At 63.7% G+C, this 22,299-nt stretch carries 17 protein-coding genes and 2 tRNA genes; 11 read left to right on the top strand and 8 right to left on the bottom strand.

Going from position 1 to position 22,299, the window contains the following annotated elements; genetic code table 11:
- The first annotated feature begins 9 nt into the window (after positions 1 to 9).
- Both BMY35_RS03460 and lpxA read left to right on the top strand, forming a co-directional pair.
- Positions 10 to 4,389, top strand: a complete 4,380-nt coding sequence (locus BMY35_RS03460) for a beta-ketoacyl synthase N-terminal-like domain-containing protein (RefSeq protein WP_256228121.1) — start codon at positions 10 to 12, stop codon at positions 4,387 to 4,389.
- 157 nt (positions 4,390 to 4,546) lie between these two features.
- Complete coding sequence (gene lpxA / locus BMY35_RS03455) at positions 4,547 to 5,335, top strand: acyl-ACP--UDP-N-acetylglucosamine O-acyltransferase (RefSeq protein ID WP_176947489.1); 789 nt, start codon at positions 4,547 to 4,549, stop codon at positions 5,333 to 5,335.
- Positions 5,336 to 5,384: 49 nt separating this feature from the next.
- On the opposite strand, the gene BMY35_RS03450 is transcribed toward lpxA, so the two are convergent.
- Entirely contained in the window at positions 5,385 to 6,197 is an 813-nt protein-coding gene (locus BMY35_RS03450; protein ID WP_093195562.1) for a metallophosphoesterase family protein, read from the bottom strand.
- A gap of 874 nt (positions 6,198 to 7,071) precedes the next feature.
- Between BMY35_RS03450 and BMY35_RS03445 the strand changes: the two genes are divergently transcribed.
- A complete protein-coding gene (locus tag BMY35_RS03445) occupies positions 7,072 to 7,335 on the top strand; it encodes a helix-turn-helix transcriptional regulator (RefSeq protein ID WP_093195561.1) in 264 nt (87 codons plus the stop codon).
- A 141-nt stretch (positions 7,336 to 7,476) separates the two neighbouring features.
- Here the strand turns inward: BMY35_RS03445 and BMY35_RS03440 are convergent, their stop codons facing one another.
- The 6 genes from BMY35_RS03440 to BMY35_RS03415 form a co-directional block, all read right to left on the bottom strand.
- Complete coding sequence (locus BMY35_RS03440; RefSeq protein WP_093195560.1) at positions 7,477 to 8,715, bottom strand: tyrosine-type recombinase/integrase; 1,239 nt, start codon at positions 8,713 to 8,715, stop codon at positions 7,477 to 7,479.
- Between the two features lie 181 nt (positions 8,716 to 8,896).
- Positions 8,897 to 8,973, bottom strand: a tRNA-Arg gene (locus tag BMY35_RS03435).
- A gap of 187 nt (positions 8,974 to 9,160) precedes the next feature.
- A tRNA-Pro gene (locus BMY35_RS03430) sits at positions 9,161 to 9,237 on the bottom strand.
- 35 nt (positions 9,238 to 9,272) lie between these two features.
- Positions 9,273 to 9,977 carry a glutathione binding-like protein gene (locus BMY35_RS03425; protein WP_093195559.1) on the bottom strand — a complete coding sequence of 235 codons (705 nt, stop codon included), beginning with the start codon at positions 9,975 to 9,977 and terminating at the stop codon, positions 9,273 to 9,275.
- A gap of 109 nt (positions 9,978 to 10,086) precedes the next feature.
- Positions 10,087 to 10,356 (bottom strand): UBP-type zinc finger domain-containing protein, encoded by a 270-nt coding sequence (locus BMY35_RS03420; RefSeq protein ID WP_093195558.1) that lies wholly within the window; start codon positions 10,354 to 10,356, stop codon positions 10,087 to 10,089.
- Positions 10,357 to 10,394: 38 nt separating this feature from the next.
- On the bottom strand, positions 10,395 to 12,077 hold the full coding sequence (locus BMY35_RS03415; RefSeq protein ID WP_093195557.1) for an FAD-dependent oxidoreductase: 1,683 nt from the start codon (positions 12,075 to 12,077) through the stop codon (positions 10,395 to 10,397).
- A 171-nt stretch (positions 12,078 to 12,248) separates the two neighbouring features.
- On the opposite strand from BMY35_RS03415, the gene BMY35_RS03410 reads away from it, so the two are divergent.
- The 3 genes from BMY35_RS03410 to BMY35_RS03400 are packed head-to-tail and all read left to right on the top strand — an operon-like array spanning position 12,249 to position 15,929.
- Positions 12,249 to 13,130, top strand: coding sequence for a GNAT family N-acetyltransferase (locus BMY35_RS03410; RefSeq protein WP_093195556.1), 882 nt, complete (start codon positions 12,249 to 12,251; stop codon positions 13,128 to 13,130).
- Complete coding sequence (ppk1, locus tag BMY35_RS03405; RefSeq protein ID WP_093195555.1) at positions 13,127 to 15,448, top strand: polyphosphate kinase 1; 2,322 nt, start codon at positions 13,127 to 13,129, stop codon at positions 15,446 to 15,448. The genes BMY35_RS03410 and ppk1 overlap by 4 nt, the downstream gene beginning before the upstream one ends.
- Positions 15,449 to 15,467: 19 nt before the next feature.
- Entirely contained in the window at positions 15,468 to 15,929 is a 462-nt protein-coding gene (locus BMY35_RS03400) for a SixA phosphatase family protein (RefSeq protein ID WP_176947504.1), read from the top strand.
- Positions 15,930 to 15,959: 30 nt separating this feature from the next.
- Here the strand turns inward: BMY35_RS03400 and BMY35_RS03395 are convergent, their stop codons facing one another.
- A complete protein-coding gene (locus BMY35_RS03395) occupies positions 15,960 to 17,480 on the bottom strand; it encodes a Ppx/GppA phosphatase family protein (protein WP_093195553.1) in 1,521 nt (506 codons plus the stop codon).
- A 264-nt stretch (positions 17,481 to 17,744) separates the two neighbouring features.
- On the opposite strand from BMY35_RS03395, the gene pstS reads away from it, so the two are divergent.
- The 5 genes from pstS to phoU are packed head-to-tail and all read left to right on the top strand — an operon-like array spanning position 17,745 to position 22,291.
- Positions 17,745 to 18,779 (top strand): phosphate ABC transporter substrate-binding protein PstS, encoded by a 1,035-nt coding sequence (pstS, locus tag BMY35_RS03390; RefSeq protein WP_093195552.1) that lies wholly within the window; start codon positions 17,745 to 17,747, stop codon positions 18,777 to 18,779.
- A gap of 30 nt (positions 18,780 to 18,809) precedes the next feature.
- Positions 18,810 to 19,892 carry a phosphate ABC transporter permease subunit PstC gene (gene pstC, locus BMY35_RS03385; RefSeq protein ID WP_093195551.1) on the top strand — a complete coding sequence of 361 codons (1,083 nt, stop codon included), beginning with the start codon at positions 18,810 to 18,812 and terminating at the stop codon, positions 19,890 to 19,892.
- Positions 19,889 to 20,773 (top strand): phosphate ABC transporter permease PstA, encoded by an 885-nt coding sequence (gene pstA / locus BMY35_RS03380; protein WP_093195550.1) that lies wholly within the window; start codon positions 19,889 to 19,891, stop codon positions 20,771 to 20,773. The genes pstC and pstA overlap by 4 nt, the downstream gene beginning before the upstream one ends.
- A gap of 20 nt (positions 20,774 to 20,793) precedes the next feature.
- Complete coding sequence (gene pstB, locus BMY35_RS03375; protein WP_021007056.1) at positions 20,794 to 21,573, top strand: phosphate ABC transporter ATP-binding protein PstB; 780 nt, start codon at positions 20,794 to 20,796, stop codon at positions 21,571 to 21,573.
- A gap of 16 nt (positions 21,574 to 21,589) precedes the next feature.
- Complete coding sequence (gene phoU, locus BMY35_RS03370) at positions 21,590 to 22,291, top strand: phosphate signaling complex protein PhoU (RefSeq protein ID WP_019653047.1); 702 nt, start codon at positions 21,590 to 21,592, stop codon at positions 22,289 to 22,291.
- The last annotated feature ends 8 nt before the right edge of the window (positions 22,292 to 22,299 follow it).

The raw sequence follows: 22,299 nt of genomic DNA, 5'->3' as shown, positions 1-22,299 counted from the left end.
CTGATGCGGATGGAGGAGAAGACCTTCGTCGGCAGTCTCGCGTCCAAGGTCGACGTGAGCGTGCGTCTGGCGGAGGTGTTCGGGCGGGAGGCGCTTGACTTCGTCCTGTTCCTCTCCTCGATCCTGAGCGTCAGCAAGGGGCCTGGCCAGAGCAACTATTCCGCGGGTTGTACGTTCACGGACAGTTATGCGCAGGCACTCTCGCGGATGTGGTCGTGCGAGGTGAAGGTGGTCAGCTGGGCCTTCTGGGGCAGTGTAGGGGCAGTTGCTTCGCCCGCGTATCGAGATCAGATGGCCCGGATCGGCGTCGACTCGATCGAGCCGCCGGAGGCGATGGATGTGCTGGAGCGGTTGCTGGCATCGCCGGTGCCCCAGGTGATCTACATCAAGACGACGCAGCCGGCGCTCGCACAGGCGCTCGGCGTCGTCGCGGGGCGTTCCCAGCAGGTCGTGCCGGCGACGGGAGCGGTGATGCAGGCGCTGCCACGGGAGTCTGCGCTCGAGCTCCCGCCGAGCATGCCGGCGGAGATGAAGGAAGAACTCGAAGGCATGCTGGCTGAACTCCTGCGGTGCCAATTCCATGAGCTGGGGTTGTTCGCGCAGCCGGTGACTGACGTCGGGGCGTGGAAAGCCCAGGTGGGTCTGCCGTCGCTGTACGGGCGATGGCTCGTCGAGAGTCTGGGCGTGCTGGAGAAGCGCGGGTATCTGGCGCGTGAAGGCGACGTGCTGAAGGTGCTCGCTTCGAAGGCCTCGGACCGGGACGATCTGTGGTCGCGCTGGGACGCCTATAAGCTCCAGGTCGACTCGGGGTACCGCGCTCAGGTCCGGTTCGTGGACGTGGCCCTGCGAGCGCTGCCGGACATTCTTCGAGGACAGCGCGCGGCGACGGAGGTGTTGTTCCCGAACGGTTCAATGGAACTGGTGGAGGGCATCTACCGCGACAACGAAGTCTCGGACTACTTCAACGAGGTGCTGGCGGAAAGCCTGGTTGCGGCGGTGAAGGCGCGGCTGGCCCAGGACCCGCAGGCGAAGCTGCGTCTGTTCGAGATCGGGGCGGGAACGGGCGCGACCAGTGCGATGCTGTTCGATCGGCTGGCGCCCTATGCCGCGCACATCGAGGAGTACTGCTACACCGACGTGTCGAAGGCGTTCCTGTTGTACGCCGAGAAGCAGTACCGCGCAAAGGCCCCGTACCTGAAGACCCGGATCTTCGACGTCGAGCGGTCCCTGGCGGAGCAGGGCGTCGAGGTCGGCCGCTACGACATGGTGATCGCCACGAACGTGTTGCACGCGACCAGGGAAATCCGGCGCACCGTGCGTAACACCAAGGCGCTGCTGAAGGCGAACGGGGTGGTGCTGATCAACGAGATGTCCTCCAACAGCCTGTTCCTGCAGCTGACCTTCGGGCTGCTGGAGGGGTGGTGGCAATCCGAGGACGTCTCACTGCGGATTCCCGGCTCGCCGGCCCTCACGCCAGAGATCTGGCTGCGATTGCTTGGGGCCGAGGGGTTCAAGGACGTGCGCCATCCGGCGGCGTTGGCACACGGACTGGGCCAGCAGATCTTGGTGGGCCGAAGTGACGGGGTCGTGCGACAGCATGCAGCAGTGGCCGCCACGCCATCGCGCCGGACGCCGGCGCTAGAAGCGGCATTGCCCCCGGCACCAGTCCGCACAGCCGCGGCGGCCAAGGCTGCGACCGGCGACACGCTTGAGCAAACGCTGCAGTCTTCGCTGGTGCGAGGCGTCTCGGAATTGTTGAAACTCAAGGCGGAAGAGGTTGATCCAGAGGCAGAGCTGAGCGAGTTTGGCTTTGACTCCATCACGCTGACAGCGTTTGCCAACGTCATCAACGAGAAATACGCGTTGGAGCTGACGCCGACGGTCTTCTTCGAGCATCCGACCTTGGCGAGGCTGAGCGGGCATCTGCTGCGCGAGCACGGGGCGGAGTTGGCCAGCCGCCTGGGGGTGAAAGCTCGGACACCGGTAGTCGAGACCGCACTGGCGGAGGTCGAGGTGGCGTCCGACGCTCCCCGTCCACCCTCTCGCGCGCGTCCGTTGCCGGCACGGGACGAGGTACCGCCACGACCTGTCGAACCAGCGGCGGCCGAGGTTCGCAGTGGCGATTACTTCGCCGAGAAGCTACAGTCTTCTTTGGTTCAGGCAGTCTCGGAACTCTTGAAGCTCGATCCGATTGAGGTCGACCCAGAGGCTGAGCTGAGCGAATTCGGCTTCGACTCCATCACGTTGACGGCGTTCGCCAACGCCATCAACGAGAAGTACGGGTTGGAGCTGACGCCAACGGTCTTTTTCGAGCATCCGACGCTGGCCGGACTGGGTAAGCATCTGATGCACGAGCACCGGGCGGAATTGGCCGGGAAGCTGGGGGGGCAATCCCGGCCACCAGCGGGCGAAGCCGATCCGACACCCGCCGAGACCATGCCAGGTGCCCCCCGCCGGGCCCATCATGCTCGGTTTGCACGAGCGGCGGATGTGCCTCAAGAGAAGGCCTTGGCTAACCCGGAGTCTGCCCCCGTGCTGCCCCGTGCAGAGACCGGCGGTCCGCTGGATATTGCCATCATCGGCATCAGCGGCAGCTATCCGCAAGCCCGCACGCTCGATGAGTTCTGGCACAACTTGGCAGAAGGCGTGGATTGCGTGACCGAAGTGCCGTCCGATCGCTGGGACCACAGCCACTACTTCGATCCCGAGAAAGCAAGGCAGGGCAAGACCCACGGCAAATGGGGCGGGTTCATCGATGGCGTGCACGAGTTTGACAGCGACTTTTTCAACATTTCGCATGACGAGGCGCTGATCGTGGATCCGCAGGTGCGCCTGTTCCTGCAGACGGCCTATCACGCCCTCGAGAACGCCGGCGTGACCCGTGAGCAGATCTCCTCAAAGTACGAGAGCAATGTCGGCGTCTACGTGGGCTCGATGTACAAGCATCAGGTCTCCGATGGCACCTGGCCGGACGATGACGCCCGCAAGGCATCGCTGTCGTCGCACATGTTCATCTCATCGAGCGCGTCGATCGCGAACAGGACCTCCCATGTTTTCGGGTTCGAGGGGCCGAGCGTGGTCGTCGACACCATGTCGTCGTCCGCGGCCACGGCCATTCACCTCGCCTGCAGGGACTTGGCGGAAGGGGTCTGCACGCTCGCGATCGCTGGCGGAGTCAATTTGTCCCTGCATCAGGACAAGTACATCGCGCTGAGCCAGTTGAACATGATCGGAAGCCATCCTGGCAGTCGAAGCTTCTCGAGCGGCGACGGCTACCTGCCGTCCGAGTGCGTCGGGGCGGTCATCCTCAAGCCGCTGCATCGGGCCGTGGAAGACGGGGATGCTGTGCTGGCGGTCGTCAAGGGCATCGAAAGTCGCCATGCGGGTCGATCAATTTCGTACGGGACGCCGAATGTCGTCTCACAAGAGCGGTTGGTGGAGTCCGTTCTGCGATCGTCGAATTCCGAGGAGGTGCCAATTACGTATGTCGAGGCGACATCGAACGGTGTTCCGATCGTGGATGACGTGGAGGCGGCGGTGCTCCGCAAGGTCTTCTCTAGCGGACGGTACATCCAGGAATCTTGCGTGATCGGGTCCGTGAAGTCGAACATCGGTCATCCGGAGGCTGCATCTGGAATTGCGCAGCTGACCAAAGTCGTCCTCCAGATGATGAACAAGAAAATCGCACCGATCGTCGAGGTCGGAGAGATCAGGGAGGATCTGAATTCGATCGGCCTTGCGCGCCGCTTGATGGACTGGGCGCCGCACCGGATCGACGCCAGAGACGGATCGCTCCCCCTCCCGCGTCGAGCGCTGATCAACACGTTCGGAGCCGGAGGCTCGTGCGTGAGCATGGTGGTCGAAGAATATGCTCCGTCGCTTCAGGAACAGCCGGCAGAGGAGGCGTTGGGCGATAGGGAGGAGGCGATCCTGCTGTCCGCCCATACGGCCGAACAATTGCAAGCCGTCATCGAGCAATTCCTCATCTACGCGAGGCGAAACCCTGACATCCCGATCGGTGACCTTGCCTACACCTTGCAGTTGCGCCGGACGCACATGAGGTACCGGTGGGCCGCCGTCGTGCGGACGGTCGACGAGTTGATTGCGAAATTGGAGGGCACCCTCGAACAAGGCGCCTCGGATCCAAATGCCGGGCCCTCGTCCGAGGACAGCGTCGATGCGGTGAATCGTCTCAGGAAGATAATGTCCGGAAACGTGGGGCGGCAGGTGTCGAAGACCTTGCTGGAGGACCGGGACATAAACGGCTTGGCGGGGTTGTGGCAAATGGGGATTGACGTCCCGTGGGCGCAGCTGTCCGAAGGAAAGCGTGCAATCCGGCTCTCGCTGCCGAGTTACCCGTTCGCACGAAAGTCGTTGTCTTTTGCTTGATTCCCATGTCTATCGACGAGCGCTGCCGTGGCTGCCTCCGGGAGGCGTTCCACGGAAAATGGTGTTTGATCGAAAACCAACTCGACGGCATTTGATTGGCTCGCGTATTACGAGGGGTCGAGAACTTAACCACTAAGCAACCATTGAGGATAGGGTAGTGAGCTTGAAAATTCATTCGACGGCCATCATCGAGGACGGCGCGGTCGTGGGTTCGGACTGCGTCATCGGGCCGTATTGCCATGTCGGCAAGGACGTGCGGCTGGGTGACGGCAACATACTCCACTCGCATGTATCGCTGGTCGGCTTGACGAGCATCGGAGCAGGTAACGAATTTTTTCCATATGCCTGCATTGGGGGGCGTACGGAAGACATGAAATTCCAGCGAGGCTCCGTGACGCACGTCGAGATCGGCAACGGCAATGTCTTTCGGGAATATTGCACGGTGAACTCGGCGACTGACGACGGAGCAACGACGCGCATCGCCGACAACAGCACCTTCCTATCGGACAGTCATGTGGGCCACGACTGCCGTATCGGCAGTCATGTTGTGCTGGGATGCGGCTCCAAGCTGGCCGGGCACGTGCAAATCGATGACTACACGACGGTCAACGGCATGACCGGTGTCATCCAGTTCGTGCGGCTGGGAAAATATTCGTTCATTGGGGCCATCAACAAGGTCACCAAGGACATTCTTCCTTTCATGATCGCGGAAGGCAATCCGGCGGTGATCCGTGTCGTCAATACCATCGGACTCGAGCGCAAAGGCTTCGATGCCGAGCGTATACGTCGAATCAAGAGCGCGATGCGTGAATTGTTCAAGTCACCCGCATCGTTGCAAAGTGCCGCTCAGGTCCTGGCCGATGCGAGTCCGGACGATCCCGATCTCCGCGAGATCGCGAGTTTCGTCGCCGGTTCACAAACGGGCATCGCTAAGTTGGGCGCTTGAGCTCACCGGCAGCCGTGGGCGGTCGGTGGATTGCCGTCCCGCCCGCACGTCAGCCGATGATTTCTCGAACGCACAGATTCGGCGTCGTGTACGGCGCCCATTGGCCAGGGTTTCCGAGAGAGACCTCTTCGAAGCGCACACCGTCCCTGTGCATCGTTGAGCGCATGTGAAGGTGGCCCGAGACGACGATGCTGGCATTGAATCGCAGATGCCAATTCCTCGTGCGTTCGGTACCGCACCAGATAATGAACTCAGGGTGCCTCGGCAGCCAGACCAGGTCCTTCCGCAGAGGGAAGTGATTAATCAGGACGGTGGGTGTTCCGTCCGCGCAAGCCTGCAGCCGGGCTTCGGCTTCGTCGCAGCGGGCGTTGCACCAGGTGACGATGTCGGGGTACGGTTCGGGGTGCAGAAGATCTTCGTCAGCACAGACCACGCGATGACTGGCGGCCCATTCGACCGCGGACGCCAGCGGCATGCCGGGCGGACGGAAGCTGTAGTCATAGAGCAGGAACAGGGGAACGATCCGCACGCGCTCCGTACCGAACGTGACGACCGGATAGGGATCCTCAGGGCAGAGTACGCCGTAGCGCCGGCAAAGGTCGACCAGTTGGTGGTATTTCTCGTTGCCGCGCAAGGAAGCGCCCAGCGAGGGGACGGTCCATAGCTCGTGGTTTCCCGGCACCCAGACCAGCCTCCTGAAGCGCGTCGACAGCACTTCGAATGCCAGTTCGAGGTGCTCCGAGGTTTCGCCGATGTCGCCCGCGAGGATCAACCAGTCGTCCGGACGCGGGTCGATGACGGCGATGGCGTCGCGATTCTGGGCGTAGCCGAGATGAAGGTCGCTGATCGCGAAGAGTTTCATCAGACGTTGCTTGCACTCAAGTGTTCGAGCGTTGTCAGCGTCGAGAGGAAGGCCAGCCAGATGTCCTCGGTTGCGGACGGCGGTAGTGATCGAATGTTGTTCCGTGCCATGCGAGCTTGGTCTGTTCTTCCTGTCCTCGTTTCCGACGGCGCTTCGTTGGGAATGCGCGCCGACCGAACCTTGATCACGTGCCGACTGAATACGGACCAGGGGAAGCCCATCTCGTACGAGACGGATTGCGGACTAGTGTCGGGACTAGGCGGTCTCTGGTCCTCGTCTGATTCTACGAAGCTGTTCCCCGATTACCACTCTCCTGTGGTTCATCTTATGGGCATCCTTGGCTTCAACGCCTTCGGATACCTTGGGTGCCCAGATCTGCCAACCATGGTCTCGAGGGCGTTGCTCGGAATTCCCTTGTACCGCCTTTCAGGGCCTTCTTGTTTTTAATCCCGCTGATGAATGGTCGTCCTCACGCGTTGCCGAGTTAGATGTACAACTGGCCACTCGAATCCTCTCCTCGTACGAAGACATCGACTGCCTCCTGGTAGTTCAGTTCAGGCTTTCGCTCGCATCCCTCTTCCGTGCCGCCCGAGCAGTTCTCGGTCTCGTGCTGTTTGTCATTTCAACGACAGATTGACAGCCAACGCTATCGACTTGCCGTCGTTGAAGCCCCATGGGCACCTAGCAGATTTGCCAGTTGTCTGTCGTCGTGCTTCGTCGCACGCTCAGCACAAATTCATGCGAAGGATGACCACGGGAAAGGAGGCTGTCGCCGGGTGGGCAGTGATACGAGTCAAGCACAGGATGAAAGTGATCTCTTTGCGGGAACGCACAGCCGCGACTTGAAAGTCCAACTCCACTTTGAGGATTTGTCATGCATTCCGACCCTCATGCCGATCACCGCGATGCTGTTCCTTCGACCGTGACAGGTCCTGCGTTTTTTCGCATGGCCGATGTGATTCGCATCACGGCTCTGAGTCGCACTACCGTCTATCGCAGGATTGCAGGAGGTAAATTTCCTCCGCCAGTGCATCTGGGCGGGCGCGCCTGTGGATGGCCGCGGGCGGCGCTTCAGCGCTGGATCGAAGATCCGGAGGGATATTCACGGACGGATCACTCACGAACACGCGCTGAATGAGCGGCGTGTACGGGCGATCCGTTGTCATCGCTACACCTCGCGGGTGTAGTCGGATGGATCGCGTACTTCATCTCATCGGGAGGGGCGTGCTCCCCAGGTCTCGACGTTGTCGTAAAAAATGAACGTCTTGGCTAGTTGCGGCTAGGCGGCCTTGAGCGTCGTGATTTGTGCGTTCGCGGCAAGTTGGCCCAGGTAATTCGCCCAGCGCTGCATCATGTCCTTGCGCTTGTCCATGAACTCCGCGCGGTCGTAGGCAGCGCCCAGTGGTCCGCTCTTGCCGTGAGCAAGCTGTGCCTCAATGACGTCGGGCGAAATGCCGTGCAGCTGTTCCGCCATGACTGTGCGGGCCATAGCGCGAAATCCGTGGGCGGTCATTTCGTCGTTCGTGTACCCCAGCCTCCGCAACGCGGCGTTTATGGTGTTCTCGCTCATAGGCCGTTCTCCTGTACGGATGCTGGGGAACACGTACCTGCCATGCCCCGTCAATGGCTCAATTTCCTCCAGTGTCTGCAGTGCCTGCTTCGCCAGTGGCACGAAGTGGGGACGGCCATTGAGCTTTTCATGAAGCCTGCGCTTCATGTCCTGCGCAGGGATGGTGAGCATGGCGTTTTCGAGGTCGATCCAGGTCCATTCCATCGCGCGGATGTTGCCGGGGCGCTGGAAGAGCAGGGCGGACAAGAGGAGGGCGGCACGGGTGATTGGCTGCCCGCTGTAGCCATAGATGGCGCGCATCAGTTCGCCCACTTTCTGGGGCTCCAAGACGGCGGCCATGCTCTTGGTGAGCACTGGCTGCAGCGCCCCGTGCAGGTCCGGCGCCGGATTGCTCGCGCACCGGCCCGTCTGCACACCATACCGGAATACTTGTCCGGCACACTGGCGCAAGGTGTGGGCCGTCTCGATGGCCCCCCGGCTCTCGGTGCGCTTTAGCGCGTGCAGAAGATCTTTGGCCTGGATCGAGGCGATGGGCAGCTTGCCGATGTAGGGGAACAGGTCCTTTTCCATGATGCGCAGCCAGCGCTCCGAATAGGATGTGCTCCAACTGCTGGCCTTGGTGGCGTGGAACTCCCGCGCTAACGCTTCGAAGGTGTTGGCCGCTTCCACCGCGCGGGACAGTTTCTCTGCGCGCTTTACAAGCCCGGGGTCGACGTTGTCGGCGAGCAGTTCACGCGCCTTGTCGCGCCGCTGCCTTGCCTTTGCGAGCGAGACCGCAGGATAGACGCCCAGGGCCAGCGTCTTCGCCTTGCCGCTGAAGCGGTAATCCAGACGCCAGTATTTGCCGGCCGATTTGACGCGCAGGTACATGCCGCCACCATCCGCATAGCGCTCGCCGATCTCGGTGCCCTTGTGCTTCACCTGCCTCACGAAAGTGTCTGTCAGCATTGGGTTTTTCTCCTTGCTGTCGGTATCTGGCTTCGGTGGCAGGGCAGATACCTGCAAAAGTACCGACAAAATACCGACAAGACATGCTATGCCTCGATCCGACTTGGGGCAAAGAAAAACCCGCTTCTCCTCGAAGGAGAGCGGGTTTCGGGGCAATCTGGAACGGTTTGGGAATGAAGCTTGGCCTGCCCGGAGGGGATCGAACCCCCGACAACCTGCTTAGAAGGCAGGTGCTCTATCCAACTGAGCTACGGGCAGATTTGAGGCCGAAGAGAAGCCAGGAAAATCAACGACTTAGACGCCTTTGCTTCCGGGCTGGCCGCGGCGGATTCTACCCAGTTCCAAGGCACGACTCGCTCTGCAAGGCGCATCGCCGACTCTGCTTCGGAGCCAAAACGAAAAATGCACACAGCCCGCTACGTGACTGTGTGCATTTCGATTTTTTTGGTCGGGGCGAAAGGATTCGAACCTTCGACCCTCTGGTCCCAAACCAGATGCGCTACCAGGCTGCGCTACACCCCGACAAGCCTTCTATTCTAGCCCGGATAAGGGGCCTTTCAGCGCTTCTGGTACTGCGTCTTGCCGAAAAGAATCTCGCGCTCCTTGTCGCCGGTGATCGGCTGGCGCAGGTCTGCCAGCACTTTCACGCCCCGCTGCACGGCCGGGCGGGCGGCGATGCCGTCGAACCAGTCCTTCAGATAAGGGAAGTCGGTGAGGGTGATGCCCTGGTTCTCCCAGCTGCGCAGCCACGGGAAGATGGCGATGTCGGCAATCGAGTAGCTCTTGCCGGCGATGAACTTGTTCTTCGACAGCTGCTTGTCGATCACGCCGTACAGGCGCTTGGCTTCGTTGCTGTAGCGGTCGATCGCGTAGGCGATCTTCTCGGGGGCGTAGATGCGGAAGTGATGCGCCTGTCCGAGCATGGGGCCGACGCCGCCCATCTGGAACATCAGCCACTGCAGCACGTCGTAGCGCTCGCGGTCGCCGGTGGGCAGGAACTTGCCGGTCTTGCCTGCCAGGTAGACGAGGATGGCGCCCGATTCGAAGAGCGAGATCGGCTTGCCGTCCGGACCGTCGGGGTCGGTGATGGCGGGGATCTTGTTGTTGGGGCTGATCTGCAGGAAGTCGGGCGCGAACTGGTCGCCCTTGCCGATGTTCACGGGGTGCGCGCGATACGGCAGCTCGCACTCCTCCAGCATGATGTGAATCTTGTGGCCGTTCGGCGTAGGCCACGAGTAGACCTCGATGGGCGATGCGGGCATGTTGTCTGGCGCTCCGGTGATGGGCTGTGTTTGATGGGAGCCCGCCAGCTTATACGTGCGACTCCAAACGCGCGCAGGCGCGGGAATTCGCCGTCTGCCTGGTCAAGTCTCAGCCGACCTGTCTTTCATGCACGTTGCACCACATCCAGCTTTCGCCCGGCTCGAGCGAACGGATGACGGGATGACTTTCCGCGTGCGAATGCCTCGTCGCATGACGGTTCTTCGACGAATCGCAGCAGCCGACGTGACCGCAATGCACGCACAGGCGAAGGTGCACCCAGGTGTCGCCGGTCTTCAGGCAGTCTTCGCAGCCGCGTTGATGCTGTGCATGGGGCTGCGCGATCTCGGTGGGCACGTGCTCGCAGGACTTGATGGGCAACTTTCGACTCCTTGTTGTTTAGGGTGACTGGTCGTGCCTCAAGCCACTGCCGAGGCCTGAGACAGATGCTGGTGAATCAACGCGACCGCCGCCGCGCCTTCGCCGATGGCGCCGCCCACGCGCTTGACCGAGCCCGAGCGCACGTCACCCACCGCGAACACGCCCGGCACGCTCGACTCGAGCGGCGCGGCGGGCCGGGCCGGAAAGCCGAGGCTGGCGGCCGTGCCGGTCAGCACGAAGCCGTGCTTGTCGACCGCCACGCCGCAGCCTTCGAGCCATGAAGTCTCGGGCTCTGCGCCGACGAAGAGGAAGATGTTGCGCGCCGCGCAGTCATGTTCGTTGCCGGAGGTATGACAGCGCCATGTCGCGCCGGTGAGCCCTTCGTTGGAGCCGCCGTGCAGGCGAACGAGCTCGGTGTGCGGCTGCAGCGAGATGTTCGGCGTGGCTTCGATGCGGTCGATCAGGTAGCGCGACATGCTGGCCGCGAGCGACGGTCCGCGCACCAGCACGTTGACCTTGGCCGCGTGGCGCGACAGGAACACCGCAGCCTGGCCGGCCGAGTTGCCGCCGCCGACCAGCGCCACCTCCTGGCTGGCACAGATCTTCGCTTCGATCGCCGAGGCCCAGTACCAGATGCCGCGGCCTTCGAATTCGGCAAGACGTGGAACGTCGGGGCGGCGGTAGCGCGCGCCGCTGGCTATGACCACCGTGCGGGCGTGGATCGTGCGGCCGTCGGCCAGTGCGATGGCCAGGCTGTCCATCGGATTGTTGCGGGAGCAGTCGAGCGAGACGACCTTGGCCGGAATCAGCATCTCGACGCCGAATTTCTGGGCCTGCACGAATGCGCGGCCCGCCAGCGCCTGCCCGGAGATGCCGGTGGGAAAGCCCAGGTAGTTCTCTATGCGCGCGCTGGCGCCCGCCTGGCCGCCGAATGCGCGGCAGTCGAGCACGATCACGCGCAGCCCTTCGGACGCCGCGTACACCGCGGTCGCCAGGCCGGCGGGGCCGGCGCCGACGACAGCCACGTCGAAGAGTTCGTTGCGCTCGGCGGTATCGACCATGCCGAGGCAGCGGGCCAGCGCTTCGTCGCTCGGATTGACCAGCACGGAGCCGTCGGGGCATACGGCCAGCAGCTTGCAAGCGCCGTACTGCGTGAGCAGCGCGGCGGCGTCGGGGTCTTCGGCGGCGTCGACCAGGTGATATGGATAGCCGTTGCGGCGCAGGAAGTTTTCCAGCCGCGCCATGTCGGGCGACTGCGGCTGGCCGATCAGCACCGGCCCGCTGGCGCCGGATTCGATCAGCGCCACGCGCCGCAATATCAGTGCGCGGGTGATCCGCTCGCCCAGGTCTGCTTCGGCGACGAGCAGCGCCCGCAGTTGCGCGGGGGACACGAGCAGTGCCTCGACGTCTTCGTCGGCATGGCCGTCGACCAGGGCAGGGCGGCCGCTCAGCTGGCCGACTTCGGCCAGAAACTCTCCCGGCCCCTGCCGGACGATGGGAACCACGTGGCCGAGACCGTCGCGTTGCGTCACTGCGACGACGCCTTTCAGCAGCACGAACATGCCGGGGCCGGTTTCTCCCGCAGTGAACAGCCTCGAGCCGCGCGCGAACTGCTGCACGGTGCCGAAATGCGCAATGCGCGCAATCTCCGTGTCACTGAGTACGGGGAAGGTCTGGTGGAGGCGGCTGTTGTCGGTGCCGTTGGCATTGGTCGTGGCCATGGGGAAACTCCGTTTCGAAAAACCACCGCATTAGACGACGAAGCCCGCCCGAGCGGTTACGGGCGTTTCGGCGGCGGCTGCGGGCTGTAACAGCGTCACGTGTCTGCAATGTTCCTGACATGCCCGCTTCATCGCAGGTGCGGAGACTCCCTCGGCAGAAAGGGTTTCCCCATGAAAGAACTGCCCAACCCGACGTTTCCGCTTTCGCAGATCGGGCTGCGCGCGGCCTTGTGGCCCGCTCCTGCAACCGCCACCTCGACCGCTGCCGCCCGCACGTCGGTGCCCCAGGCTCCCGCGGTCATCCTGCCGCAGGCCATCGAGTCCAAGCAAGGCATCACCGTGGGCTGGGCTCGTCACCTCGACGACGTGCGCGCTGCCCAGCGTCTTCGCTACGACGTCTTCGTCGGCGAAATGGGCGCCCGGGTCTCGTCGCCGGTGGCCGGCCACGACATCGATCTGTTCGACGATTTCTGCGAGCACCTCCTGGTGCGTGACGAACTGACCCAGCAGGTCATCGGCACCTACCGCGTGCTCACCCCGGCTCAGGCCCGCCGGGTCGGCAGCACCTACAGCGATACTGAATTCGACCTCACCCGCCTGCGCGACCTGCGCGAGCGCATGGTGGAACTGGGCCGCAGCTGCGTGCACCCCGACCACCGCCAGGGCGGCGTGATCCTCGCGCTCTGGGGCGCTCTGGCAGGCTTCATGCACCGCAACAAGCTGGACACGATGATCGGCTGCGCGAGCATTCCGATGTCACACAACGGTGTCACAAATGGCGATGCGGCAGCCAGCATCTGGCGCCAGGTGTCGGCCAAGCACATGGCGCCGATCCAGTACCAGGTGCAGCCCCGCCTGCCGCTGCCGGTCGAACGGCTCGACAGCACGCTCGATGTGGAGCCCCCGGCGCTCATCAAGGGCTACCTGCGCCTGGGCGCGAAAGTGCTCGGCGCACCGGCCTGGGATCCGGATTTCAACGCAGCCGACCTGCCGATGCTGATGCGCATCGACGATCTGCCGGCGCGTTACCGCAAGCACTTCCTGGGCGCATGAAGCCGGCGGCCGACCGGCCCGAAACCGGGCCGCTCGCTTCGTCCTCTGGCGAGGGCCGCCAGCAGATGGCTGGAGCAACTGCGTCACAAAGCAGTCACGGAACTGTCACAAGAGGGGCTGACACTGTCATATTTCAGCCTACGTTTCCTCCTGTGTCGCCTGCTGCAGAATCAGTGCCCATGCCATCCGCCCCCGCAGAATCGTCCCTCGACGTTGCGGCACCCGCGTTCACATTGCTCGATCGCGACCACAGCATTCTTTCGTTCAACGAGCGCGTGCTCGACTGGGCGCATCGCAAAGAGGTGCCGCTGATCGAGCGCTTGCGCTACCTGTGCATCGTTTCGTCGAATCTCGACGAGTTCTTCGAAGTCCGTGCTGCTCCCCACCTGATCGCGGGCAGTGCCGGCGACCACAAGGGCACCTACACGGTCGAGTCGTTCGAGCGGCTGGCCGAGGCGGCCCACAAGCTGGTGGCGCGCCAGTACACGCTGTACAACGACGAGCTGATGCCGACGTTCGCCACGCACGGCATCCGCATCATTTCGCACGGTGAGCGCAATCCGGCCCAGCGCAAGTGGGTCGCCGAGTATTTCGAGCGCGAAGTGCGCCCGCTGCTGATTCCGGTCGGCCTCGACCCTGCGCATCCGTTCCCGCAAGTGGCGAACAAGTCGCTCAATTTCATCGTGAGGCTGGGCGGCAAGGATGCTTTCGGGCGCGAAAACCCGATCCAGATCGTCAAGCTGCCGCGCGTGCTGCCGCGCCTGATCAAGATGCCGGCGAAGGTGTCGGAGGGCAAGACGCTTTTCGTGGCGCTGTCCAGCGTCGTGCGGGCGCACCTCGGCAGCATGTTCCCGGGGCGCGAGGTGGGCGATTTCTCGCAGTTCCGGGTCACGCGGCATTCCGACCTTGCGGTGGACGAGGAAGACGTCAAGAACCTGCGCACCGCGCTGCGCCAGGGGTTGCAACATCGGCACTATGGCCAGGCCGTGCGGCTCGAAGTCTCGGCAAGCTGTGCCGAGTCGCTCGCGAGCTTCCTGCTGGCACAGTTCAACCTGCCGCCCGAGGCGCTTTACCGCGTGCACGGGCCGGTCAACCTGGCCCGGCTCACGCAGCTGGCCGATCTGCTCGACGAGCCTCAGCTGCGCTTTCCGCCTTACCGTGCGTCCTACCCGGTCACGCTGTCTTCCGGGCAGTCGTTCTTCGAACAGCTGCAGCGCGGCGACGTGCTGATCCACCAGCCCTTCGAGAGCTTCGAGGGCGTGCTGGCCTTCCTGCGCGAGGCGGTGCAAGACCCGCAGGTGCTGGCGATCAAGCAGACCATCTATCGCACGGGCGCCGACTCGGAAATGATGGACTTGCTGCGCGAAGCCGTTCGCCGGGGCAAGGAAGTCACGGTGGTGGTGGAGCTGAAGGCGCGCTTCGACGAAGAGGCGAACATCAACTGGGCTGAAATGCTCGAATCGATCGGCGCGCAGGTGGTGTACGGCGTGGTCGGCCTGAAGACCCACGCCAAGATGCTGCTGGTGACGCGGCGCGAGGGAAAGCAGCTGCGCCGCTACGGCCATCTTTCCACCGGCAACTACAACCCGCGCACCGCCAGGCTCTATACCGACATCAGCCATCTCACGGCCGATCCGCTGCTGACTGCCGACATGGAGGCGGTGTTCGTGCACCTGGCAAGCCAGAGCCGGCTGCCGAAGCTCAACCGCATGTGGCTGGCGCCGTTCGACCTGCACAAGAACGTCATCGCCCAGATCGATGCGCTGGGCGTGGCCGCCGCGGCCGGTCAGCCGACGCGCATCGTCGCCAAGATGAACGCGCTGACCGACGACGAGATCATCGCCTCGCTGGTCCGCGCCGGTCAGAAGGGCGTGAAGATCGACCTGATCGTGCGCGGCGCCTGCACGCTGCCGGCGCAGGTACCGGGTGTGACGGACAACATCCGGGTGCGCTCGGTGATCGGCCGTTTCCTGGAACATTCGCGCGTCTTCTATTTCCGCAATGGCGACGAAGAGGCGCTGTACCTGTCCAGCGCCGACTGGATGAACCGCAACATGATGCGCCGCGTCGAACTCGCCTGGCCCGTGACCGACCCCGGACTGCGCCAGCGCCTGATCGACGAATGCCTGGTGGCCTACCTGCACGATGGCCGCGATGCCTGGGACCTGGGCGCGGACGGTACCTACACGCGCGTCGACCACGACACGCATTCGGGCGAGGCGGGCGCATCGCCCGTCGTCGAAGCCCATGGCGCGCAGGCGGCGCTCATGAACCGCTACGCATCACGAGGGCATCTCAGAGATGCATCCAGCAACTGAAGATCGAAAGACGATGACCATGGACTTGATCTTCTGGCGTCACGCCGAAGCCGAGGACTGGACCGAGGGGTGCGACGACATGCAGCGTTCGCTTACCCCGCGCGGCGAAAAGCAGGCCAAGCGGATGGCGGCCTGGCTGGACCGTCAACTGCCGGACGGCACGCGCATCATCTGCAGCCCCGCGCGGCGCTGCGAGCAGACTGCCCTGGCGCTGGGGCGCAAGTACAAGCTGCGTTCGGAACTGGCTCCCGACACCACAGCCGAGGCGCTGCTCGGCGCAGCCGGCTGGCCCAATGGCAAATCGGTGGTGTTGATGATCGGCCATCAGCCGTCGGTGGGGCAGGCGATTTCCCTGCTGCTGGGCCTGAAACAGGACAGCTGTCCGGTGCGCAAGGGGGCGTTGTGGTGGATCCGCACGCGCGAGCGCGACGGCGACGTGCAGACCGTCGTGGTGACGGTGCAGTCGCCTGAATTGCTCTAACTGCTCTAACTGACTGGATAGTGGAGGGGCTCAGCAGCCGCTGAGCTCCACGCGCCAGTTGCTGGTTTTCTGCCAGGCCAGCACTTCCTCGCGCAGCAGGTGCGCCGATTGCGGATACGCATCCGCCCAGTCCGGCGCACAGGCGATGGTGAAAGCCCGAGCACCCAGTGCCGCGAGATGCAAAGCCTCCGGATCCGGGTCGCGCCGCGCATGGCAAAGGATTACGGCGAGCCGCAGGGACAGCAGCTGCATCACGAAGGTTTCGTCGTCCAGGGAGGCCTCGAGCTTGCGCAGCTTGCCGCGCTGGCCCAGCACCAACTGGCCGAGCGCATGCAGCTCGTTGACGGCAAAGCCCGGTGCATCGGTGTTGTCGAGGATGTAGGCGCCGTGCTTGTGATAGTCGCTGTGCGACACCAGCGTGCCGATCTCGTGCAGTTGTGCCGCCCATCCGAGCTTGCGCAGCGCGCGGCCCGCCCGGTTGGTCGTGCTGCCGCCGCGTGCGGCGGGCGAAAGCTGCACGAAAAGGGCGGCGGCGGTTTCGCCGACGCGTCGGGCCTGGGCCGGATCGACCGCGAACCGGTTGGCGAGCCGCGCCACGGTGGTGGTGCGCATGTCGGCAACGCTCTCGTCGCGCTCGAGCAGTTCGTAGAGCACGCCGTGGCGCAGCGCGCCCTGGGCGACTTTCATCTCGTCGATGCCGAGCAGGTCGAACACCGCGCGCAGCACGCTGAGCCCGCCGCCGATCACGGCCTTGCGGTCTTCGCGCATGCCGTCGATGCGCAGCTTTTCGGCGCTGCCGGCCTTGAGCAGGCGGTCGAGCAGCCAGTCGAGGCCCTCGCGCGTGACCAGGCCGGGCTCGCCGCCCGCCGCCGCGAGCACGTCGCCGACCGCGCCGATGGTGCCCGAGGCGCCGTAAGCCACGTCCCACTGGTCGCGGGTGTAGCTGCCGAGCGCGTCGTCCAGCACGGCCTTGGCGGCGACTTCGGCGGCCCGGAAGGCGGACTGGGTGAAGAGACCCTCGCCGAAGTGCTTCATCGACCAGGCGACGCTGCCGACCCGGTACGACTCCATGCGGTCGGCTTCCAGGGCATGCCCGATGATCATTTCGGTGGAGCGCCCCCCGATGTCGACCACCAGCCGGCGCTCGCGGTCGGAGGCGTCGTTGTGCGGCAGCATGTGCGCCACGCCCTGATAGATAAGGCGGGCTTCCTCCCGCCCCGGGATCACGTCGATGCCGAAACCCAGGATGGTGCGTGCACGCAACAGGAATTCTTCCCGGTTGCGGGCTTCGCGCAGGGTCTGCGTGGCGACGGCCCGTACCTGCGAGCGCTTGAAGCCCGCCAGCCGCTCGCCGAAACGGGCGAGCGCATCCCAGCCGCGCTGCATGGCCTCGGTCGTGAGGTTGCGTGCGCTGTCCAGGCCGTTGCCCTGGCGCACCGTCTCCTTGAGGTATTCGGTGCGGTGGATCTGGCCGTGGTCGACCTGTCCGATTTCGAGCCGGAAGCTGTTGGAGCCCAGGTCGACTGCTGCGAGGCGGGTGCCGTTTTGCATGTGGTTCTGAAGGGAGAAGGCGGGGAGTCTTTATGTTTGATCGTAGCGCCGTGACAGGGCGCCCCGCCTTCTGGATCGCCCGATGGCGAGTCTCGGGAGGCTAGGCGCATCGCATGACGGTTATGTGACAGCGTCACACGAATCACCGGCGGGAAAAAGGCATTTTCCCTCGACAGAGGGGTGTCACACCGATGTCACAGAAGCTTTCTAGAGTCCGTCCCAAGCCCGAAAAGGGACTACTTCTTACTTCTAAAAGGAAGCTTCATGAAAACGACGTTCAAATTTGCAACAGCCGGTCTCGTGGCCGCGGTGTTCTCCATTCCCGCCTTCGCACAAGACGTGACCGGCGCCGGCGCCAGCTTCCCGGCACCGCTGTACGCCAAGTGGGCCTCCGATTTCAACAAGGCCACCGGCGTCAAGATCAACTACCAGTCGGTCGGCTCGGGTGCCGGCATCAAGCAGATCGAAGCCAAGACCGTCGATTTCGGTGCTTCGGACGCTCCCCTGAAGGACGACGAACTCCAGGCCAAGGGCCTGATGCAGTTCCCCACCGTCATCGGTGGCGTGATCCCCGTGGTCAACATCCAGGGCGTCAAGCCCGGCGAGCTGAAGCTCAACGGCCAGGTCCTGGGCGACATCTACCTCGGCAAGATCACCAAGTGGAACGACCCCGCCATCAAGGCGCTGAACGGTTCGCTGAACCTGCCCGACGCCGCCATCGCCCCGGTTCGCCGTGCCGACGGTTCGGGCACCAGCTTCCTGTTCACCAACTACCTGAGCAAGGTCAATGCCGAGTGGAAGACCAAGGTCGGCGAAGGCACGGCCGTGAACTGGCCCACCGGCGCGGGCGGCAAGGGCAATGAAGGCGTCGCCGCCTTCGTGAATCGCCTGCCCAACTCGATCGGCTACGTCGAATACGCCTACGTCAAGCAGAACAAGATGACGTACGCCCAGATGCAGAACGCCGCCGGCACCTTCGTGTCGCCCGACGACTCGGCATTCAAGGCCGCCGCCGCCGGCGCTGAATGGAGCAAGAGCTTCTACCAGGTGCTGACCAACCAGGCCGGCAAGGATGCATGGCCTATCACCGGCGCCACCTTCATCCTGATGCACAAGGTGCAGGACAAGCCCGCCAACGCGACCACCGTGCTCAAGTTCTTCGACTGGGCCTACAAGAGCGGCGACAAGACGGCCGACGAGCTCGACTACGTGCCGATGCCCGACGCCGTGAAGACCGCCATCGCGAAGGCATGGGGTGACGTGAAGGACTCGTCGGGCAAGGCCGTCGCGTTCAAGTAAACCTACCCATCAGTCCAGGACGGCGCGCCCATGAGCAACTCTTCGCTCCAGGACGCGCCGCTTTCGTCTTTGCCGGAGCGACCCGTGTCATCCACCTTTCCTGCCGCCACCACCTCTCTCGACCTCGCGGCCGAGCGCGGTCGTGCCACCGCACCTCCGCCGCCCGTGAAGGCACCGCGCTCAGGCCCGATGGCCGACCGGCTGTTCGGCTGGGCCGCCAAGGGCGCCGCCTTGCTGACGCTCGCGATGCTCATCGGCATCCTGCTGTCGCTGGTTGCCGGTGCATGGCCCGCCATTTCGAAGTACGGCCTCGGTTTCCTCACGAGCAGCGTGTGGGATCCGGTCAAGGACGAGTACGGCGGCCTGGTCATGATCTACGGCACGCTGGCCACCTCGTTCATCGCACTGGTGATCGCCGTGCCGGTGAGCTTCGGCATCGCGCTCTTCCTCACCGAACTTTCGCCCAGCTGGCTCAAGCGCCCGCTGGGCACGGCCATCGAACTGCTCGCAGCGGTGCCCTCCATCGTGTACGGCATGTGGGGCCTGCTGGTGTTCGGCCCGATCCTGTCGACCTGGGTGCAGCAGCCGCTGCAGAAGCTGCTCTCCGGCGTGCCATACCTTGGCGCGCTGGTGTCCGGCCCGCCCGTGGGCATCGGTATTCTTTCGGCCGGCATCATCCTCGCGATCATGATCATCCCGTTCATCGCCTCGGTGATGCGCGACGTGTTCGAGGTGACGCCGCCGTTGCTCAAGGAATCGGCCTACGGCCTCGGCTCCACCACCTGGGAAGTCGTTTCCAAGGTGGTGCTGCCCTACACCAAGGCCGGCGTCATCGGCGGCATCATGCTCGGCCTCGGCCGGGCGCTGGGTGAAACGATGGCCGTCACGTTCGTGATCGGCAACATGAACCAGCTCAACTCCCTTTCCGTGTTCGAGGCTGCCAACAGCATCACCTCGGCACTCGCCAACGAATTCGCCGAAGCCGGCGCAGGCCTGCACCAGGCTGCGCTGATGTACCTCGGCCTCGTACTGTTCTTCATCACCTTCGTCGTGCTGTCGCTCTCCAAGATGCTGCTGGCCAAGATGAAGAAGAGCGAAGGAACCAAGTCGTGAGCACCGCCCAGAACCTTCTCGTGGCCAAGGCATTGGCCGAAACGCGCCAGGCCAAGTTCGCCGCGCGCAACCGCGTCAACAAGATCGCTCTCACGCTGTCGCTCGCCGCAATGGCCTTCGGCGTGTTCTGGCTGATCTGGATCCTCTGGGAAACGCTGCGCCAGGGCGTGGGCGGCCTCGCCATCGCCACCTTCACCCAGATGACGCCGCCGCCGAACGAGGCGGGTGGTATCGCGAATGCGATCTTCGGCTCGTTCGTGATGGTGATGCTGGCCACCTTCGTGGGCACTCCCATCGGCATCATGGCCGGCATCTACCTGGCCGAGTACAACCCCAAGGGCTGGCTCGCTTCGGTCACGCGCTTCGTCAACGACATCCTGCTGTCGGCGCCGTCGATCGTGATCGGCCTGTTCGTCTACGCCGTGGTGGTGGCCTACTTCAAGACCTTCTCCGGCCTCGCAGGCGCAGTCGCGCTTGCGCTGATCGTGATTCCGGTGGTGATCCGCACCACCGAGAACATGCTGCAGCTGGTGCCGCCGGGCCTGCGCGAAGCTGCCTATGCACTCGGCACGCCGAAGTGGAAGGTCATCACCAGCATCACGCTGCGCGCTGCCCGTGCTGGCGTGGTCACCGGTGTGCTGCTGGCCGTGGCGCGCATCGCCGGCGAAACCGCGCCGCTGCTCTTCACCGCGCTGAACAACCAGTTCTGGACCGCCGACGTGAGCCAGCCAATGGCCAGCCTGCCGGTCACGATCTTCAAGTTCGCGATGAGCCCGTACGAGAACTGGCAACAGCTGGCATGGGCCGGCGTGTTCCTGATCACGATTGCCGTGCTTGCCCTCAACATCCTGGCGCGGGTACTGACGCGCAACAAACATTGAACCCGGAAGAAGACAACAACATGCCAAACACAGTTGCACAACCGTCGCGCTCGAAGATCTCGGTCAAGGACCTGAACTTCTACTACGGCAAGTTCCACGCGCTCAAGGGCATCAATCTCGAGATCCCCGAGAACAAGGTCACGGCCTTCATCGGTCCCTCGGGCTGCGGCAAGTCGACCCTGCTGCGCACCTTCAACCGCATGTTCGAGCTCTATCCGGAGCAGCGCGCCGAGGGCACCATCGCCCTCGACGGCGAGAACCTGCTCACCTCCAAGCAGGACGTGGCACTGATCCGTGCCAAGGTCGGCATGGTGTTCCAGAAGCCCACGCCGTTCCCGATGTCGATCTACGACAACATCGCCTTCGGCGTGAAGCTGTTCGAGAACCTCTCGGCCAGCGAAATGGACGACCGTGTCGAATGGGCCCTGAAGAAGGCAGCCCTGTGGACCGAAGTGCGCGACAAGTTGCAGCAAAGCGGCTCCGGCCTCTCCGGTGGCCAGCAGCAGCGTCTTTGCATCGCCCGCGGCATCGCGATCAAGCCCGAAGTGCTGCTGCTCGACGAGCCGTGCTCGGCGCTCGACCCGATCTCGACCGCGAAGATCGAGGAACTGATCGCGGAGCTCAAGAACGAATACACGGTGGTCATCGTGACGCATAACATGCAGCAGGCCGCCCGCTGCAGCGACTACACCGCCTACATGTACCTCGGTGACCTGATCGAGTTCGGCGCGACCGAACAGATGTTCTTCAAGCCGCAGCGCAAGGAGACCGAGGACTACATCACTGGCCGTTTCGGTTGAAGTCAAAGGAGACAACATGACCGAGAAACATCTCTCCAGCCAATTCGACAGCGAGCTCAACGGCGTTTCGTCGCGCGTGATGGAACTCGGCGGCATGGTCGAGTCGCAGATCAACCAGGCCGTGTACGCACTGCTGCAGTTCGATCCCGAGGCGGCCAACCGCGTGATGGAAACCGAGCATCGCGTCAACGCGATGGAGATCGACATCGACCGCGAGCTGTCGTCGATCATCGCGCGCCGCCAGCCGACCGCACGCGACCTGCGCCTGCTGATCGCCATCAGCAAGACGACTGCCAATCTCGAGCGCGTTGGCGACGAGGCCAACAAGATCGCCCGCATGGTCAAGTCGATCATCGAGAGCGGCGCGGCCCGGCAGCTGCCCACGACCGAACTGCGCATCGCCGCCGACTTGGCCGCGGGCCTGCTTCGCAAGGCGCTCGATGCCTTCGCGCGGCTCGACACCGCGGCGGCCGTGTCGATCCTGAAAGACGACGACCTGATCGACAAGGAGTTCGACGGGTTCGTCCGCAAGCTGGTCACCTACATGATGGAAGACCCGCGCACGATCTCGGCCAGCCTGGACCTGCTGTTCCTGGCCAAGGCCATCGAACGTATCGGCGACCACGCCAAGAACATCGCCGAATTCATCATCTACATCGTCAAGGGTGCCGATGTGCGGCACACTTCGATGCAGGAAATCGAGTCCGCGCTGCAGTAACAACCGCG

This window comes from Variovorax sp. YR750, assembly GCF_900109805.1.
Taxonomy (GTDB): Bacteria; Pseudomonadota; Gammaproteobacteria; order Burkholderiales; family Burkholderiaceae_C; genus Variovorax; species Variovorax gossypii.
Note: the sequence above shows the minus strand (reverse complement) of the source record. Positions and strands in the feature narration are given on the sequence as shown.